This window comes from Pantoea sp. SGAir0430, from assembly GCF_043549295.1.
This window is the reverse complement of the sequence record NZ_CP039427.1, coordinates 2,660,924-2,677,280: the sequence shown is the minus strand read 5'-3', so window position 1 is coordinate 2,677,280 and position 16,357 is coordinate 2,660,924. Positions and strand designations below refer to the sequence as shown.

Below are 16,357 nucleotides of genomic sequence, written 5' to 3'. Positions count from 1 at the left end.
CGCCAGCCCTGACTGCTGCCGTTTGCGCGCCGTATTCGCGGATTTTTAGCGCCGTTGCAGTCAGTTACAACGCTTTTGCGACATGCTCTGGGGATTCTACCAGCGCCAGCAGCTGGCGGGTCGCCGCCTGCCAGTCTTCCGCCTGGATAATCGCGCTGACCACGGCAATGCTGCCGACGCCGGTCGCCAGCACCTCCGGCACGCGTGCCAGCGAAATGCCGCCAATCGCTACGGTGGGAATGTGCTGCAGCCGCGCCAGATGGCGCTTCAGCTCGGCTATGCCCTGCGGCGCAGAGGGCATCTCTTTGGTTTGTGTCGGAAAGATGTGGCCGAGCGCAATATAGGACGGACGCAGCGCCAGCGCGCGATCCAGCTCGGCGTCATCGTGTGTCGACAGACCCAGGCGTAAGCCGGCGTGGCGGATAGCGTCCAGGTCGGCCACATCCAGATCCTCCTGACCAAGATGCACACCATAAGCGTTGTACTTAATCGCTAAGCGCCAGTAATCGTTGATAAACAGCCGCGCGCCGTACTGTTTGCCCAGGGCGATGGCATCGCGTACTGCGGCTTCAATCTGGCGATCATCGCCATCTTTGATGCGCAGCTGGAGGGTGCGCACGCCGGCTGCCAGCAGGCGTTCAATCCACAACACGCTGTCGACAACCGGATAGAGCCCCAGTTTTGGCGCGGTGGCAGGGAAGGCTTCAGTCATCATTTTTCCTCTTTCAGGGCATCGGCGGCGTGATACAGCTCGCCGCCACGGCTACGGAAGGCATCGGACATTTGCGCCATGCCCAGCGCTATCGGCTGGGCTTCAGCCTGCTGGCGGGCGGCAAATTCGCGCACTTCCTGGGTGATTTTCATTGAACAGAATTTGGGGCCGCACATGGAACAGAAGTGGGCCACTTTGCCGGATTCCTGCGGCAGGGTTTCGTCGTGATAGGCCCGCGCGGTATGCGGATCGAGTGCCAGATTAAACTGATCTTCCCAGCGGAACTCGAAGCGAGCTTTCGACATGGCGTTGTCGCGGATCTGCGCGCCGGGATGGCCTTTAGCCAGATCGGCTGCGTGCGCGGCGATCTTGTAGGTAATCAGCCCCTGCTTAACATCCTCTTTATTCGGCAGGCCAAGGTGCTCTTTCGGCGTGACGTAGCACAGCATCGCACAGCCAAACCAGCCGATCATGGCGGCGCCAATCCCGGAGGTAAAATGATCGTAGCCCGGCGCGATATCGGTCGTCAGCGGGCCCAGCGTATAAAACGGCGCTTCATGGCAGTGTTCCAGCTGCTCGGTCATATTGCGGCGGATCATCTGCATCGGCACGTGACCGGGGCCTTCAATCATGACCTGCACATCATATTGCCAGGCGATTTGCGTCAGCTCGCCTAAGGTACGCAGTTCGGCAAACTGGGCTTCGTCGTTGGCGTCCTGAATCGAGCCGGGACGTAAACCATCACCGAGCGATAGCGCGACATCATAGGCGGCGCAGATTTCACAGATTTCGCGGAAATGCTGGTAGAGGAAGTTTTCCTGATGATGTGACAGGCACCACTTCGCCATGATTGAGCCGCCGCGCGACACGATGCCGGTCAGCCGTTGTGCGGTCATCGGCACATAGCGCAGCAGCACGCCCGCGTGAATGGTGAAGTAATCAACGCCCTGCTCAGCCTGTTCCAGCAGGGTATCGCGGAAAATGTCCCAGTTAAGATCTTCTGCGATGCCGTTGACCTTTTCCAGCGCCTGATAGATTGGCACCGTGCCGATCGGCACCGGACTGTTGCGCAAAATCCACTCGCGCGTTTCATGGATATAGCGGCCGGTCGACAGATCCATCACGGTATCTGCCCCCCAGCGCGTGGCCCACACCAGTTTTTCCACTTCCTCTTCAATCGACGAACTTACCGCCGAGTTGCCGATGTTGGCGTTGACTTTCACCAGAAAATTGCGGCCGATGATCATCGGCTCCGATTCCGGGTGATTGATGTTGGCAGGAATGATGGCGCGGCCGCTGGCCACTTCAGCGCGCACGAATTCGGCGCTGATATTCTCCGGCAGCTGCGCACCAAAGCCGTGACCGGCGTGCTGCTGTAATAGCGTTGCACTGCGGATACGCTCACGTCCCATGTTTTCGCGCAGCGCGATGAACTCCATCTCCGGCGTGATAATGCCCTGACGCGCATAGTGCAGCTGCGTGACGCGGCGACCCGCTTTGGCCCGGCGCGGCAGCGGCAGGTGTTCAAAACGCAGATGATCCAGCCCGTCATCCGCCAGCCGCTGCTGACTGTAGCTTGAGCTGAGTGCGCTGATGGTTTCGCTGTCGTTGCGTTCGGCGATCCAGCCGGCGCGCAATTTTGCCAGACCCTGATGCACGTTGATGGTCGCGTGGGGATCGCCATAGGCACCGGCAGTGTCATACACCGGCACCGGTTCATTTTCTGCGTATTGCGGATGATCTTTGCTGCCGCCGGTGTGCGTCGGGCTGAGCTGAATTTCGCGCATCGGGACGCGGATATCCGCGCGGCTGCCGCTGATCCAGATCCGTTTGGAGTTAGGGAAGGCGGTTCCCTGGAGCGAATCGATAAATTTTTGCGCCTGCGCGCGTTGTTCACGACGTGAGGTTTTAGCATCAGACATAGCAAGTTTCCTGAAAACAAGGGGAAGCTGCTTGTCCGGAGTCCGGAAGGAGTAACAGAAACGGTGCCGGGCGCCTGACTGCACCGTGCTGATCACATCTACTCTTGTTCCCTTCGCAGGTACTAACCTGATCAGGTTCCGCGGATCCCGAATTAACGGTCTCAGCCCCTAAGGGCACTCCGACAAGTTTACGTTTTACGCGATAAGCGACTTTACTGACTGCTGCACGCTGCGCTTATATCGCAAAGTTTGATTGTGGATTGTCGTTAAAAAGACAATAAAAAAGCCCATTCAGCATAAAAGGGCTTTTCCAGAATAACAAGTCTTTTACAACTGCAGCGGTTCAGGCCGGACGAGCAATGGTGCTGTCGTTGGCCACCGGCGGGCGCGCCAGCTGGTTATCCCAGGCGAGCTGAATCAGTTTGTCTTCCAGCGTAAAGCGTGACTCCAGCGCTTCGCCCACTTCTGACAGCGCCTGCTGGAAATCCACGCAGTTGTCGTCATTAATGGCCTGCTGCAGATGGCTGTCATACAGTTGCATCAGCCGTTCAGTATTGCCTTCCAGCGCCGGATAGATCTGCGCCGCCGCAATCATCGGGCTGTCGCCGGACATCTCGCTGATGATGCGCTCGTAAACGCTGAAGTGGCCGGTAGAGAGATAGTCCACCAGACGATGGCAAAACGCATCCAGCGCCTGTTCATCCAGCGCGGTCAGCGCTTCTTTGTTCGGCTTCATGCCAATTAACTCGTAATAGGTGACGAGCAGCTGTCGACGGGCGCGCAACCATGAGTCGACTAATTCATTACCGCCACCTACACGCTCGGTCAGGTTATCTAACTGGGTAAGCATACGGGGCTCCAGGTGAGTTATAGTTGTTTATTACACACTTAACATCAGGATTTCAGCGTGCCATTTGACGCTAAGGACAACGATTAAGATGCAACGTGAGATCTCAAGCGTAGACGCTGGCTGGTGGATTGTCAGCTCCGCGCAGAAACTTTGGTTGCCGCAAGGCGAGTTGCCGCATGGCTTATCCGGCGAGTTTGGCCTGACCGGCAGCAGCGGCAGAGTGATTGGCGAGTGGCAGGGCGAAAACGTCTGGCTGGTATGCGAAGCGCGTCCGGACAATATGGCCTCGGTGCGCCAGCTGATTGACGAAGATGTCGGTCTGTTTCAGCTCGCCGGGCGCGGCGTGCAGCTGGCTGAGTTCTACCGTTCGCATCGCTGGTGCGGCTATTGCGGCCATGAAATGCAGCACAGCAAGCGCGAATTTGCCTGCCTGTGCAGCCACTGCCGCGAGCGCTACTATCCGCAAATCGCCCCCTGCATCATTGTGGCGATTCGTCGCGGTGAGGAGATCCTGCTGGCAAACCATGCACGCCATCGCAACAGCATCTACACCGTGCTGGCCGGTTTTGTCGAAGTCGGTGAAACGCTGGAGCAGGCGGTGGCCCGCGAGGTGATGGAAGAGAGCAACGTGCGGGTAAAAAATGTGCGTTACGTGACCTCGCAGCCGTGGCCGTTCCCGCACTCGCTGATGATGGCGTTCATGGCGGAGTACGATGGCGGCGAGCTGCAGCACGATGGTAAAGAGCTGCTGGATGCTGGCTGGTATCGCTACGACGATCTGCCCCTGTTGCCGCCGCCGGGCACTGTGGCGCGCCGGCTGATTGAAGATACGGTTGCGCTGTGTCGCGCCAGCGCGGCGTGAAAATGCTACACTGCCGGCCTTAGCATGAGAGAGCCCATTATGAGTGAACTGAAGAACGATCGTTATCTGCGCGCCCTGTTACGCCAGCCGGTGGATATCACCCCGGTATGGATGATGCGACAAGCCGGGCGTTACCTGCCGGAATACAAAGCCACGCGCGCTGAGGCCGGTGATTTTATGTCGCTGTGTAAGAACGCGGAGCTGGCGTGCGAAGTTACCCTGCAGCCGCTGCGCCGCTATGCGCTGGATGCCGCGATCCTCTTCAGCGATATCCTGACCATTCCGGATGCGATGGGCCTGGGGCTCTACTTTGAGACCGGCGAAGGCCCGCGTTTCTCTCACCCCATCGCCTGCCGTGCCGATGTGGATAAACTACCGGTGCCGGATCCGGAGCAGGAGCTGGGTTACGTGATGAATGCGGTGCGCACCATCCGTCACAACCTCAAAGGCGAAGTGCCGCTGATCGGTTTCTCCGGCAGCCCGTGGACGCTGGCAACCTACATGGTAGAAGGCGGCAGCAGCAAGGCTTTCACCAAAATCAAGAAGATGATGTATGCCGAGCCGCAGACGCTGCACGCGCTGCTGGATAAGCTGGCAGAGAGCGTGATCCTTTACCTCAACGCGCAGATTAAAGCGGGTGCGCAGTCGGTGATGGTGTTTGATACCTGGGGCGGCGTGCTGACCGGGCGCGACTATCGCGAATTCTCGCTCTATTACATGCACAAAATCGTCGACAGCGTGCTGCATGAGAACGAAGGACGACGCGTGCCCATCACCCTGTTTACCAAGGGCGGCGGCCAGTGGCTGGAAGAGATGGCGGCCACCGGCTGTGATGCGCTGGGCCTTGACTGGACCACTGATATTGGCGAAGCGCGGCGCCGCGTGGGCGATAAAGTCGCGCTGCAGGGCAACATGGATCCGTCTATGCTGTATGCACCCCCTGCACGAATTGAGCAGGAAGTGGCGGGGATTCTGGAAGGCTTTGGCGCAGGCGAAGGCCACGTCTTCAACCTCGGTCACGGGATTCATCAGGATGTTCCGCCAGAGCACGCTGGCGTGTTTGTGGAGGCGGTGCATCGGTTATCACGACCATATCATCAGGGATAAGCATGGATTTAGCCGCACTACGACAGCAACAGGTACAGCTCGCCGCCAGCGTGGTGCGGCAGGATGATTTTGACGTACTGCCGCCGCGCTTCATTGGCGGCGCCGATGTTGGTTTTGAACAGGGCGGCGAGGTAACGCGCGCCGCCCTGGTGATCCTCGAATACCCTTCATTAACGCTGGTGGAGCATCGCATCGCGCGTGTCGCGACCACCATGCCTTACATCCCCGGTTTTCTCTCGTTTCGCGAAATTCCAGCCCTGCAGGCGGCGTGGCAGCAATTGTCGCAGCGGCCCGATCTGCTGTTCGTCGACGGCCATGGCATCTCTCATCCGCGCCGGCTGGGCGTTGCTGCGCATTTCGGCTCGCTGCTGGATGTGCCAACCATCGGCGTAGCGAAAAAGCGCCTGTGCGGCCGTTTCGCTGAGCTGGATGCGGCACCGGGCAGTCGTCAGCCGCTGATGGATAAAGGCGAGCAGATTGCCTGGGTGTGGCGCAGCAAGACGCGCTGCAACCCGCTGTTTGTCTCAACCGGCCACCGCGTCAGCCTCGATAGCGCACTGCACTGGGTTGAGGCCTGCATGGCTGGCTACCGCTTGCCGGAGCCAACGCGCTGGGCCGATGCCGTGGCATCTGGCCGTCCCGCTTTTGTGAAGTGGCAAAATGCGCGCTAACGCTGTTTGTGCGCGGCTTTTGCGGTACACTGCCGCCAGCTAATCTACCGAGAGTAAGTTTGATGTTACAGAACCCCGTCCATTTGCGTCTGGCGAAGCTGGAAAGCTGGCAGCACATGACCTTTATGGCCTGTCTGTGCGAGCGGATGTTCCCCAATTACTGGGCCTTCTGTCAGCAGACCGAGTTTGCCGATCCGCAGCTCTATCGCCGCATTCTCGACCTGGTGTGGGAAAGCCTGACGGTGAAGGATGCCAAAATCAATTTCGACAGCCAGCTGGAGAAACTGGAAGCGGCGATCCCAAACGGTGACGACTTTGACGTTTACGGCGTGCACCCGGCGATTGACGCCTGCGTGGCGCTGAGTGAACTCCTGCACGCGCAGCTGAGCGGTGAAACGCTGGAGCACGCCATCGAAGTCAGCCGCACGTCGATCACCACCGTGGCCATCCTTGAAATGACCCAGGCCGGTCGCGAAATGAGCGACGAAGAGCTGCGTGACAACCAGGCGGTAATTGACGAATGGGACCTGCAGTGGGAGATTTTTCGCCTGCTGGCAGAGTGCGAAGAACGGGACCTGGAGCTAATCAAAGGACTACGTGCAGACCTGCGTGAAGCCGGAATCAGTAACATCGGTATAAATTTTCAGCAATAAGGCGAGAAAACGTGACTTCAGGCCCGAATTACCGCGCCTGGAGGCTTCACATCAGCCCCCTGTCTGGTCTACATTTGGGGGGCTGAAAATTGTGGCTATCGGTGCGTGCAGGCTGAAGAGTGCCAGAATATGGCTTTTCCCTCGCACTCGTTGCTTAGCAAGCGATAAATACACTTTAAGGATAACTTATGAACAAGACTCAACTGATTGATGTGATCGCAGAGAAAGCGGACCTGTCTAAAACCCAGGCTAAAGCTGCGCTGGAATCTACCCTGGCTGCGATCACTGAGTCTCTGAAAGAAGGTGATGCTGTACAACTGGTTGGTTTTGGTACTTTTAAAGTGAACCACCGCGCTGAGCGTACCGGTCGCAACCCGCAGACTGGCAAAGAGATCAAAATCGCTGCAGCTAACGTGCCAGCGTTCGTCTCTGGTAAAGCACTGAAAGACGCTGTTAAGTAAGTTTTCCGCATCGCGGTTTAGCTTTAAAAGAGGGGCGATTTCGCCCCTTTTTGTTACCGGGGCCTGCTATGCTGAACATCTCTCCTCAGCGCCTCTGCGCCATCCTCCTCGGGGTATTACTCACCGGCTGCAGTGCCACTCCCGATCTTCCGGCTTTCACCGCCAGCGGCTATCTGTCTGACCGTGGCACGGTGCGAATCTGGCGTAAAAACGGCGACCACGAAGCCGTCCATCTGCGTACTGTCTACACCCCTTTCAATGGCGATAGCCGGGAAACCACCGACTATATCTGGCAGGCGGATAAACTGCTGAGCGTGGAACGGCACGTCACTGGCCAGCAGCCGGACGACGTAACCCTGCGTTTCGACCATCAGGGCAACCTCAATTTTATGCAGCGACAGCTGGCTGGCCGGCGTGAAGCCGTCAGCGCCGACAGCGTCGAGCTGTACCGGTTTGACGCGCAGCGCATGCTGGCGCAGAGCAATGCACTGCTGAGTGGCCGGGTACTGTTGCGGCAGGGGCACTGGCAGGGCGGTACGCAGGTCCGTGACTGTGAGGGGCAGCAGGTGAATGTGGCGTTCGATCGCGACACGCTGGCGACGCTGTATCGACAACAGCAGGGGCAGCAACAGCCGATTACCCTGTCGTGGCTGGAAGCGCCAGAGGGGATTCAACTGCTGCGTGCCACGCCGGAAGATGAGTGCCGCTGGCAGCCGAAAGAGGCTGATTTTTAGCGGCGACCAGCTGGCCGCCGCCGGGGGCTTACTTGCGGTTAATCGCGCGGTAACCGATATCATTACGGCAGAAGCTGCCGTTCCATGAGATGTGCTGTGCCAGCGCGTAGGCATTCTTCTGCGCTGCCGCCACATCTTCACCCAGCGCAGTCACGCACAGTACGCGACCGCCGCTGGTCACCACCAGGTCATCTTTCAGGGTGGTGCCGGCATGGAATACCTTCCCGTCCGGTACGTCTTCCAGCGGCAGACCGTGGATCTGATCGCCCGTGTTGTAGTCGCCCGGATAACCGCCTGCGGCCAGCACCACGCCGAGCGACGGGCGCGGATCCCACTGTGACTGCTGCTCATTGAGCTTGCCGTCGACGGCGGCGAGGCACAGCGCGACCAGATCCGACTGCAGGCGCAGCATGATCGGCTGCGTTTCCGGATCGCCGAAGCGGCAGTTGAATTCGATCACCTTCGGCTGACCGGCTTTGTCGATCATCAGACCGGCATACAGGAAACCGGTGTAGGTGTTACCTTCCGCTTTCATGCCGTTGACGGTTGGCCAGATGATCTGATCCATCACGCGCTGGTGGATCTCATCGGTCACTACCAGTGCCGGTGAGTAAGCGCCCATGCCACCGGTGTTCGGCCCGGTGTCGCCGTCGCCAACACGTTTGTGATCCTGGCTGGTGGCCATTGGCAGGACATTATCGCCGTCCACCATCACGATGAAGCTGGCTTCTTCACCATCAAGGAATTCTTCGATGACGATGCGGTGACCTGCGTCGCCAAATGCATTGCCGGCCAGCATGTCCTGTACTGCCGCTTCCGCTTCGGCCAGCGTCATGGCGACAATGACGCCTTTACCCGCGGCCAGACCGTCCGCTTTGATGACGATCGGCGCACCTTTCTCACGCAGGTAAGCCAGCGCGGGTTCCACCTCGGTGAAGTTCTGGTATTCCGCCGTCGGGATCTGCTGGCGGGCAAGGAAATCTTTGGTGAAGGCTTTTGAGCCCTCCAGCTGCGCGGCCGCCTGCGTCGGGCCAAAGATTTTCAGGCCGGCAGCGCGAAACGCATCGACTACGCCAATCACCAGCGGCGCTTCCGGTCCGACGATGGTCAGGTCGATGTTTTCCTGCTGCGCAAACGCCAGCAGGGCCGGAATATCGGTGGCGCTGATGGCCACGTTCTGCAGGGCCGGCTCCAGCGCGGTACCGGCGTTGCCTGGCGCAACAAATACGGTTTCTGCCAGCGGCGACTGTGCTGCTTTCCACGCAAGCGCGTGTTCACGTCCACCATTACCAATCACTAAAATTTTCATCGTTACGGCTCCAGGCTATTAATGGCGGAAATGACGCATGTCAGTGAAGATCATCGCGATGCCGTGCTCGTCGGCGGCAGCAATAACTTCATCATCGCGAATGGAACCGCCCGGCTGGATCACACAGGTGATGCCCACTGCTGCTGCGGCATCAATGCCATCGCGGAACGGGAAGAAGGCGTCGGAAGCCATGGCGGAACCCTTCACCTCCAGTCCTTCGTCAGCGGCTTTGATGCCGGCAATTTTGGCAGAGTAAACGCGGCTCATCTGGCCCGCGCCAATACCGATCGTCATGTTGTCGCGTGCATACACAATGGCGTTGGATTTAACGAATTTCGCCACTTTCCAGCAGAACAGCGCGTCACGCAGTTCCTGTTCGGTTGGCTGACGTTGGCTGACAACGCGCAGCTGGCTGGCATCGACCATACCAAGATCGCGATCCTGAACCAGCAGGCCACCGTTGACGCGTTTGAAGTCGAGACCGGCCACACGGCTCTGCCACTGACCGCACACCAGAACGCGGACGTTCTGTTTGGCTGCGGTCACGCGCAGTGCCGCTTCACTGGCCGATGGCGCAATAATGACTTCCACGAACTGACGGCTGATGATCGCCTGCGCGGTCGCTTCATCCAGCTCACGGTTAAAGGCGATGATGCCGCCGAACGCCGAGGTCGGATCGGTTTTATAAGCGCGCTCGTAGGCGGCAAGAATTGAATCGCCTGCGGCGACGCCGCATGGGTTAGCGTGCTTGACGATAACGCAGGCTGGCTCGCTGAACTCCTTGACGCACTCCAGTGCCGCATCGGTATCGGCAATATTGTTGTAGGACAGCGCTTTGCCCTGCAGCTGCTGTGCGGTGGCGACCGACGCTTCGCTGACTTGCTCTTCAATATAGAAAGCAGCGTCCTGATGGCTGTTCTCGCCGTAACGCATATCCTGCTTTTTAATAAAGTTGAGGTTCAGGGTGCGCGGGAAGCGGCCGGCCGGCGCGGTGCTCTCGCCGTGATAGGCCGGTACCAGGCTGCCAAAGTAGTTGGCAATCATGCTGTCGTAAGCGGCGGTGTGTTCAAAGGCTTTGATGGCCAGATCGAAACGGGTTTCCAGCGTCAGGGAGTTTTCGTTGGCATCGAGCTCCGCGATGATCGCGTCGTAGTCACTGCTCTTTACCACGATCGCCACGTCTTTGTGGTTCTTGGCTGCCGAGCGCACCATGGTGGGGCCGCCGATATCAATGTTCTCAACGGCATCTTCCAGGCTGCAGTCGGCTTTCGCCACGGTCTGGGCAAAGGGATAGAGGTTCACCACCACCATGTCGATAGGATTGATGGCGTGCTCGGCCATGATGGCATCATCGGTGCCGCGACGGCCCAGAATGCCACCGTGCACTTTGGGGTGCAGCGTTTTGACGCGTCCATCCATCATTTCCGGGAAACCGGTGTAGTCAGAAACTTCCGTGACGGGCAGGCCGGCATCTGCCAGCAGGCGTGCGGTGCCACCTGTGGAGAGCAGCTCAACACCACGATGGGAGAGGGCCTGAGCAAATTCGAGGATACCGGCTTTGTCAGAGACACTGAGCAGAGCGCGGCGTACAGGACGACGTTGTTGCATGGTGGTTTTATCCCTTGGCTTTGTTTCGCGTAAATAAGAGCGTTACATCAGGCTTAACTTTCTCTCTCTATATATAGAAGAGAACATTTACCTCAGGTAACGCCCCAAAAGGGGCATCCTTGACGTCGCGGGGCATTGTAGCGAAAACGTTTGCGCGATGCTCGCCTAAATTTATTACCGGCTGCAGATGTGGATAACTTTGTGTGTAACCGGGTATAAGGCGGGGTTTTGCTGTGGAATGCAGCGAACGATTGTTTTTATTGAATTTAGCGGTTGCGCGTGCCGAACAACTCCCTATAATGCGCCTCCATCGACACGGCACAACGACTTACGGAATGCGGTGTAGACAGGAAGCTTCGTTAAGAACTTCCGCCGGGGAAAAACGCTGAAAAAAGTGTTTGACTCTGAAGGAGGAAAGCGTAATATACGCCACCTCGCGACAGCAGGCCGAACGCCGCGTCGCACCGCTCTTTAACAATTTATCAGACAATCTGTGTGGGCACTCGCAGGATTGATATCACAAGCCTACGGGCTTTAAAAAATATCAAGTCTTTGCTGAGTGAACACGTAATTCATTACGAAGTTTAATTCACAGAGCATCGCTGCACTCGTTGCAGCAAATCAAACTTAAATTGAAGAGTTTGATCATGGCTCAGATTGAACGCTGGCGGCAGGCCTAACACATGCAAGTCGAACGGCAGCACAGAAGAGCTTGCTCTTTGGGTGGCGAGTGGCGGACGGGTGAGTAATGTCTGGGAAACTGCCCGATGGAGGGGGATAACTACTGGAAACGGTAGCTAATACCGCATAATGTCGCAAGACCAAAGTGGGGGACCTTCGGGCCTCACACCATCGGATGTGCCCAGATGGGATTAGCTAGTAGGTGGGGTAATGGCTCACCTAGGCGACGATCCCTAGCTGGTCTGAGAGGATGACCAGCCACACTGGAACTGAGACACGGTCCAGACTCCTACGGGAGGCAGCAGTGGGGAATATTGCACAATGGGCGCAAGCCTGATGCAGCCATGCCGCGTGTATGAAGAAGGCCTTCGGGTTGTAAAGTACTTTCAGCGGGGAGGAAGGCGGTGAGGTTAATAACCTCGCCGATTGACGTTACCCGCAGAAGAAGCACCGGCTAACTCCGTGCCAGCAGCCGCGGTAATACGGAGGGTGCAAGCGTTAATCGGAATTACTGGGCGTAAAGCGCACGCAGGCGGTCTGTTAAGTCAGATGTGAAATCCCCGGGCTTAACCTGGGAACTGCATTTGAAACTGGCAGGCTTGAGTCTCGTAGAGGGGGGTAGAATTCCAGGTGTAGCGGTGAAATGCGTAGAGATCTGGAGGAATACCGGTGGCGAAGGCGGCCCCCTGGACGAAGACTGACGCTCAGGTGCGAAAGCGTGGGGAGCAAACAGGATTAGATACCCTGGTAGTCCACGCCGTAAACGATGTCGACTTGGAGGTTGTGCCCTTGAGGCGTGGCTTCCGGAGCTAACGCGTTAAGTCGACCGCCTGGGGAGTACGGCCGCAAGGTTAAAACTCAAATGAATTGACGGGGGCCCGCACAAGCGGTGGAGCATGTGGTTTAATTCGATGCAACGCGAAGAACCTTACCTGGCCTTGACATCCAGAGAACTTAGCAGAGATGCTTTGGTGCCTTCGGGAACTCTGAGACAGGTGCTGCATGGCTGTCGTCAGCTCGTGTTGTGAAATGTTGGGTTAAGTCCCGCAACGAGCGCAACCCTTATCCTTTGTTGCCAGCGGCTCGGCCGGGAACTCAAAGGAGACTGCCGGTGATAAACCGGAGGAAGGTGGGGATGACGTCAAGTCATCATGGCCCTTACGGCCAGGGCTACACACGTGCTACAATGGCGCATACAAAGAGAAGCGACCTCGCGAGAGCAAGCGGACCTCATAAAGTGCGTCGTAGTCCGGATTGGAGTCTGCAACTCGACTCCATGAAGTCGGAATCGCTAGTAATCGTAGATCAGAATGCTACGGTGAATACGTTCCCGGGCCTTGTACACACCGCCCGTCACACCATGGGAGTGGGTTGCAAAAGAAGTAGGTAGCTTAACCTTCGGGAGGGCGCTTACCACTTTGTGATTCATGACTGGGGTGAAGTCGTAACAAGGTAACCGTAGGGGAACCTGCGGTTGGATCACCTCCTTACCTGAAGATACCTTCCCGCGAAGTGCTCACACAGATTGTCTGATAGAAAAGTAATGAGCAAAGCGTCTTACGAAAGAGACTTCAGTGTCCCCTTCGTCTAGAGGCCTAGGACACCGCCCTTTCACGGCGGTAACAGGGGTTCGAATCCCCTAGGGGACGCCACTTGCTGGTAATGAGTGAAAGGCGTTACCGATAATACTTCAGAGTGTGCTGATTAAGCATGCTGCGAAGTATTTGCTCTTTAACAATCCGGAACAAGCTGAAAATTTGAAACGACGCGTCGTATTCATTCTCCGTAATAAGAATGAAGCAACGATGCGTTCGAGTCTCTCAAATGCTTGCAGTCCGCAGCGTTGCAAAACGCCTGTGGGTTGTGAGGTTAAGCGACTAAGCGTACACGGTGGATGCCCTGGCAGTCAGAGGCGATGAAGGACGTGCTAATCTGCGAAAAGCGACGGTAAGGTGATATGAACCGCTACAGCCGTCGATGTCCGAATGGGGAAACCCAATGCACTTGTGCATTATCGTTAACTGAATACATAGGTTAACGAGGCGAACCGGGGGAACTGAAACATCTAAGTACCCCGAGGAAAAGAAATCAACCGAGATTCCCCCAGTAGCGGCGAGCGAACGGGGAGCAGCCCAGGACCTGAATCAGCTTGTGCATCAGTGGAAGCGTCTGGAAAGTCGCGCGATACCGGGTGACAGCCCCGTACACGAAGATGCATAAGTTGTGAGTCCGACGAGTAGGGCGGGACACGTGGTATCCTGTCTGAACATGGGGGGACCATCCTCCAAGGCTAAATACTCCTGACTGACCGATAGTGAACCAGTACCGTGAGGGAAAGGCGAAAAGAACCCCGGCGAGGGGAGTGAAACAGAACCTGAAACCGTGTACGTACAAGCAGTGGGAGCACCTTCGGGTGTGACTGCGTACCTTTTGTATAATGGGTCAGCGACTTATATTCTGTAGCAAGGTTAACCGCATAGGGGAGCCGAAGGGAAACCGAGTCTTAATTGGGCGTTAAGTTGCAGGGTATAGACCCGAAACCCGGTGATCTAGCCATGGGCAGGTTGAAGGTTGGGTAACACTAACTGGAGGACCGAACCGACTAATGTTGAAAAATTAGCGGATGACTTGTGGCTGGGGGTGAAAGGCCAATCAAACCGGGAGATAGCTGGTTCTCCCCGAAAGCTATTTAGGTAGCGCCTCGTGAACTCATCTCCGGGGGTAGAGCACTGTTTCGGCTAGGGGGCCATCCCGGCTTACCAACCCGATGCAAACTGCGAATACCGGAGAATGTTATCACGGGAGACACACGGCGGGTGCTAACGTCCGTCGTGAAGAGGGAAACAACCCAGACCGCCAGCTAAGGTCCCAAAGTCATGGTTAAGTGGGAAACGATGTGGGAAGGCACAGACAGCCAGGATGTTGGCTTAGAAGCAGCCATCATTTAAAGAAAGCGTAATAGCTCACTGGTCGAGTCGGCCTGCGCGGAAGATGTAACGGGGCTAAACCATGCACCGAAGCTGCGGCAGCGACGCTTAGGCGTTGTTGGGTAGGGGAGCGTTCTGTAAGCCGCTGAAGGTGTGCTGTGAGGCACGCTGGAGGTATCAGAAGTGCGAATGCTGACATAAGTAACGATAAAGCGGGTGAAAAGCCCGCTCGCCGGAAGACCAAGGGTTCCTGTCCAACGTTAATCGGGGCAGGGTGAGTCGACCCCTAAGGCGAGGCTGAAAAGCGTAGTCGATGGGAAACAGGTTAATATTCCTGTACTTGGTGTTACTGCGAAGGGGGGACGGAGAAGGCTAGGTTATCCGGGCGACGGTTGTCCCGGTTTAAGCGTGCAGGTGTGAAGACCAGGCAAATCCGGTCTTCTTTAACACTGAGGCGTGACGACGAGCCGCTACGGCGGTGAAGTAACTGATGCCCTGCTTCCAGGAAAAGCCTCTAAGCTCCAGGTAACACGAAATCGTACCCCAAACCGACACAGGTGGTCAGGTAGAGAATACCAAGGCGCTTGAGAGAACTCGGGTGAAGGAACTAGGCAAAATGGTGCCGTAACTTCGGGAGAAGGCACGCTGGCGCGTAGGTGAAGGGACTTGCTCCCGGAGCCGAGGCCAGTCGAAGATACCAGCTGGCTGCAACTGTTTATTAAAAACACAGCACTGTGCAAACACGAAAGTGGACGTATACGGTGTGACGCCTGCCCGGTGCCGGAAGGTTAATTGATGGGGTTATCCGCAAGGAGAAGCTCTTGATCGAAGCCCCGGTAAACGGCGGCCGTAACTATAACGGTCCTAAGGTAGCGAAATTCCTTGTCGGGTAAGTTCCGACCTGCACGAATGGCGTAATGATGGCCAGGCTGTCTCCACCCGAGACTCAGTGAAATTGAAATCGCTGTGAAGATGCAGTGTACCCGCGGCAAGACGGAAAGACCCCGTGAACCTTTACTATAGCTTGACACTGAACATTGAGCCTTGATGTGTAGGATAGGTGGGAGGCTTTGAAGCGTGGACGCCAGTCTGCGTGGAGCCAACCTTGAAATACCACCCTTTAATGTTTGATGTTCTAACGTAGGCCCGTAATCCGGGCTGCGGACAGTGTCTGGTGGGTAGTTTGACTGGGGCGGTCTCCTCCCAAAGCGTAACGGAGGAGCACGAAGGTTGGCTAATCCTGGTCGGACATCAGGAGGTTAGTGCAATGGCATAAGCCAGCTTGACTGCGAGAGTGACGGCTCGAGCAGGTGCGAAAGCAGGTCATAGTGATCCGGTGGTTCTGAATGGAAGGGCCATCGCTCAACGGATAAAAGGTACTCCGGGGATAACAGGCTGATACCGCCCAAGAGTTCATATCGACGGCGGTGTTTGGCACCTCGATGTCGGCTCATCACATCCTGGGGCTGAAGTAGGTCCCAAGGGTACGGCTGTTCGCCGTTTAAAGTGGTACGCGAGCTGGGTTTAGAACGTCGTGAGACAGTTCGGTCCCTATCTGCCGTGGGCGCTGGAGAATTGAGGGGGGTTGCTCCTAGTACGAGAGGACCGGAGTGAACGCACCGCTGGTGTTCGGGTTGTCATGCCAATGGCACTGCCCGGTAGCTAAGTGCGGAAGAGATAAGTGCTGAAAGCATCTAAGCACGAAACTTGCCCCGAGATGAGTTCTCCCTGACCCCTTGAGGGTCCTGAAGGGACGTTGAAGACGACGACGTTGATAGGCCGGGTGTGTAAGCGCAGCGATGCGTTGAGCTAACCGGTACTAATGACCCGTGAGGCTTAACCTTACAACGCCAGAGGCGT

At 57.0% G+C, this 16,357-nt stretch carries 11 protein-coding genes, 1 tRNA gene, 2 rRNA genes and 1 riboswitch; of the genes, 9 read left to right on the top strand and 5 right to left on the bottom strand.

Going from position 1 to position 16,357, the window contains the following annotated elements; all coding sequences use genetic code 11:
* Positions 1-64: 64 nt before the first annotated feature.
* The 3 genes from thiE to E7738_RS12715 all read right to left on the bottom strand — a co-directional run bounded on the left by thiE (position 65) and on the right by E7738_RS12715 (position 3,484).
* Positions 65-712, bottom strand: a complete 648-nt coding sequence (thiE, locus tag E7738_RS12725; protein WP_264443779.1) for a thiamine phosphate synthase — start codon at positions 710-712, stop codon at positions 65-67.
* A complete protein-coding gene (gene thiC / locus E7738_RS12720) occupies positions 712-2,634 on the bottom strand; it encodes a phosphomethylpyrimidine synthase ThiC (RefSeq protein ID WP_021508200.1) in 1,923 nt (640 codons plus the stop codon). The genes thiE and thiC overlap by 1 nt, the downstream gene beginning before the upstream one ends.
* Positions 2,635-2,725: 91 nt before the next feature.
* Positions 2,726-2,826: riboswitch (TPP riboswitch) on the bottom strand.
* A 151-nt stretch (positions 2,827-2,977) separates the two neighbouring features.
* The gene (locus E7738_RS12715) at positions 2,978-3,484 is read right to left on the bottom strand and encodes an Rsd/AlgQ family anti-sigma factor (RefSeq protein ID WP_021508199.1); all 507 of its coding nucleotides are present in this window, start codon (positions 3,482-3,484) and stop codon (positions 2,978-2,980) included.
* Between the two features lie 88 nt (positions 3,485-3,572).
* Between E7738_RS12715 and nudC the strand changes: the two genes are divergently transcribed.
* From nudC to E7738_RS12685, 6 genes are all read left to right on the top strand, one after another.
* Positions 3,573-4,346: an NAD(+) diphosphatase gene (gene nudC, locus E7738_RS12710; RefSeq protein WP_021508198.1), complete on the top strand. Its 774-nt coding sequence runs from the start codon at positions 3,573-3,575 to the stop codon at positions 4,344-4,346.
* A gap of 39 nt (positions 4,347-4,385) precedes the next feature.
* Positions 4,386-5,453 carry a uroporphyrinogen decarboxylase gene (gene hemE / locus E7738_RS12705; RefSeq protein ID WP_394515685.1) on the top strand — a complete coding sequence of 356 codons (1,068 nt, stop codon included), beginning with the start codon at positions 4,386-4,388 and terminating at the stop codon, positions 5,451-5,453.
* Between the two features lie 2 nt (positions 5,454-5,455).
* Positions 5,456-6,124: a deoxyribonuclease V gene (nfi, locus tag E7738_RS12700; RefSeq protein WP_058781855.1), complete on the top strand. Its 669-nt coding sequence runs from the start codon at positions 5,456-5,458 to the stop codon at positions 6,122-6,124.
* 62 nt (positions 6,125-6,186) lie between these two features.
* Positions 6,187-6,777 carry a YjaG family protein gene (locus tag E7738_RS12695; RefSeq protein WP_058758906.1) on the top strand — a complete coding sequence of 197 codons (591 nt, stop codon included), beginning with the start codon at positions 6,187-6,189 and terminating at the stop codon, positions 6,775-6,777.
* Between the two features lie 188 nt (positions 6,778-6,965).
* Complete coding sequence (gene hupA / locus E7738_RS12690) at positions 6,966-7,238, top strand: nucleoid-associated protein HU-alpha (protein WP_006121511.1); 273 nt, start codon at positions 6,966-6,968, stop codon at positions 7,236-7,238.
* 68 nt (positions 7,239-7,306) lie between these two features.
* The gene (locus tag E7738_RS12685) at positions 7,307-7,972 is read left to right on the top strand and encodes a DUF1481 domain-containing protein (RefSeq protein ID WP_021508194.1); all 666 of its coding nucleotides are present in this window, start codon (positions 7,307-7,309) and stop codon (positions 7,970-7,972) included.
* A 28-nt stretch (positions 7,973-8,000) separates the two neighbouring features.
* On the opposite strand, the gene purD is transcribed toward E7738_RS12685, so the two are convergent.
* Together purD and purH are read right to left on the bottom strand one after the other, a co-directional pair.
* On the bottom strand, positions 8,001-9,281 hold the full coding sequence (gene purD, locus E7738_RS12680) for a phosphoribosylamine--glycine ligase (RefSeq protein ID WP_394515684.1): 1,281 nt from the start codon (positions 9,279-9,281) through the stop codon (positions 8,001-8,003).
* An 18-nt stretch (positions 9,282-9,299) separates the two neighbouring features.
* The gene (purH, locus tag E7738_RS12675; RefSeq protein ID WP_021508192.1) at positions 9,300-10,889 is read right to left on the bottom strand and encodes a bifunctional phosphoribosylaminoimidazolecarboxamide formyltransferase/IMP cyclohydrolase; all 1,590 of its coding nucleotides are present in this window, start codon (positions 10,887-10,889) and stop codon (positions 9,300-9,302) included.
* A 629-nt stretch (positions 10,890-11,518) separates the two neighbouring features.
* Here purH and E7738_RS12670 point away from each other — a divergent pair.
* The 3 genes from E7738_RS12670 (at position 11,519) to E7738_RS12660 (ending at position 16,341) form a co-directional block, all read left to right on the top strand.
* Positions 11,519-13,060: ribosomal RNA gene (locus tag E7738_RS12670) — 16S ribosomal RNA — on the top strand.
* An 86-nt stretch (positions 13,061-13,146) separates the two neighbouring features.
* Positions 13,147-13,222 (top strand) — tRNA-Glu (locus E7738_RS12665).
* A gap of 215 nt (positions 13,223-13,437) precedes the next feature.
* Positions 13,438-16,341, top strand: a 23S ribosomal RNA gene (locus tag E7738_RS12660).
* The 16S and 23S rRNA genes sit together here with 1 tRNA gene alongside, the layout of an rRNA operon.
* Positions 16,342-16,357 lie beyond the last annotated feature (16 nt).

What these genes read in the sequence shown, in the direction of transcription:
- thiE (WP_264443779.1), bottom strand. Translation starts at nt 712, where the DNA reads ATGACTGAAGCCTTCCCTGCCACCGCGCCAAAACTGGGGCTCTATCCG.
- thiC (WP_021508200.1), bottom strand. Translation starts at nt 2,634, where the DNA reads ATGTCTGATGCTAAAACCTCACGTCGTGAACAACGCGCGCAGGCGCAA.
- E7738_RS12715 (WP_021508199.1), bottom strand. Translation starts at nt 3,484, where the DNA reads ATGCTTACCCAGTTAGATAACCTGACCGAGCGTGTAGGTGGCGGTAAT.
- nudC (WP_021508198.1), top strand. Translation starts at nt 3,573, where the DNA reads ATGCAACGTGAGATCTCAAGCGTAGACGCTGGCTGGTGGATTGTCAGC.
- hemE (WP_394515685.1), top strand. Translation starts at nt 4,386, where the DNA reads ATGAGTGAACTGAAGAACGATCGTTATCTGCGCGCCCTGTTACGCCAG.
- nfi (WP_058781855.1), top strand. Translation starts at nt 5,456, where the DNA reads ATGGATTTAGCCGCACTACGACAGCAACAGGTACAGCTCGCCGCCAGC.
- E7738_RS12695 (WP_058758906.1), top strand. Translation starts at nt 6,187, where the DNA reads ATGTTACAGAACCCCGTCCATTTGCGTCTGGCGAAGCTGGAAAGCTGG.
- hupA (WP_006121511.1), top strand. Translation starts at nt 6,966, where the DNA reads ATGAACAAGACTCAACTGATTGATGTGATCGCAGAGAAAGCGGACCTG.
- E7738_RS12685 (WP_021508194.1), top strand. Translation starts at nt 7,307, where the DNA reads ATGCTGAACATCTCTCCTCAGCGCCTCTGCGCCATCCTCCTCGGGGTA.
- purD (WP_394515684.1), bottom strand. Translation starts at nt 9,281, where the DNA reads ATGAAAATTTTAGTGATTGGTAATGGTGGACGTGAACACGCGCTTGCG.
- purH (WP_021508192.1), bottom strand. Translation starts at nt 10,889, where the DNA reads ATGCAACAACGTCGTCCTGTACGCCGCGCTCTGCTCAGTGTCTCTGAC.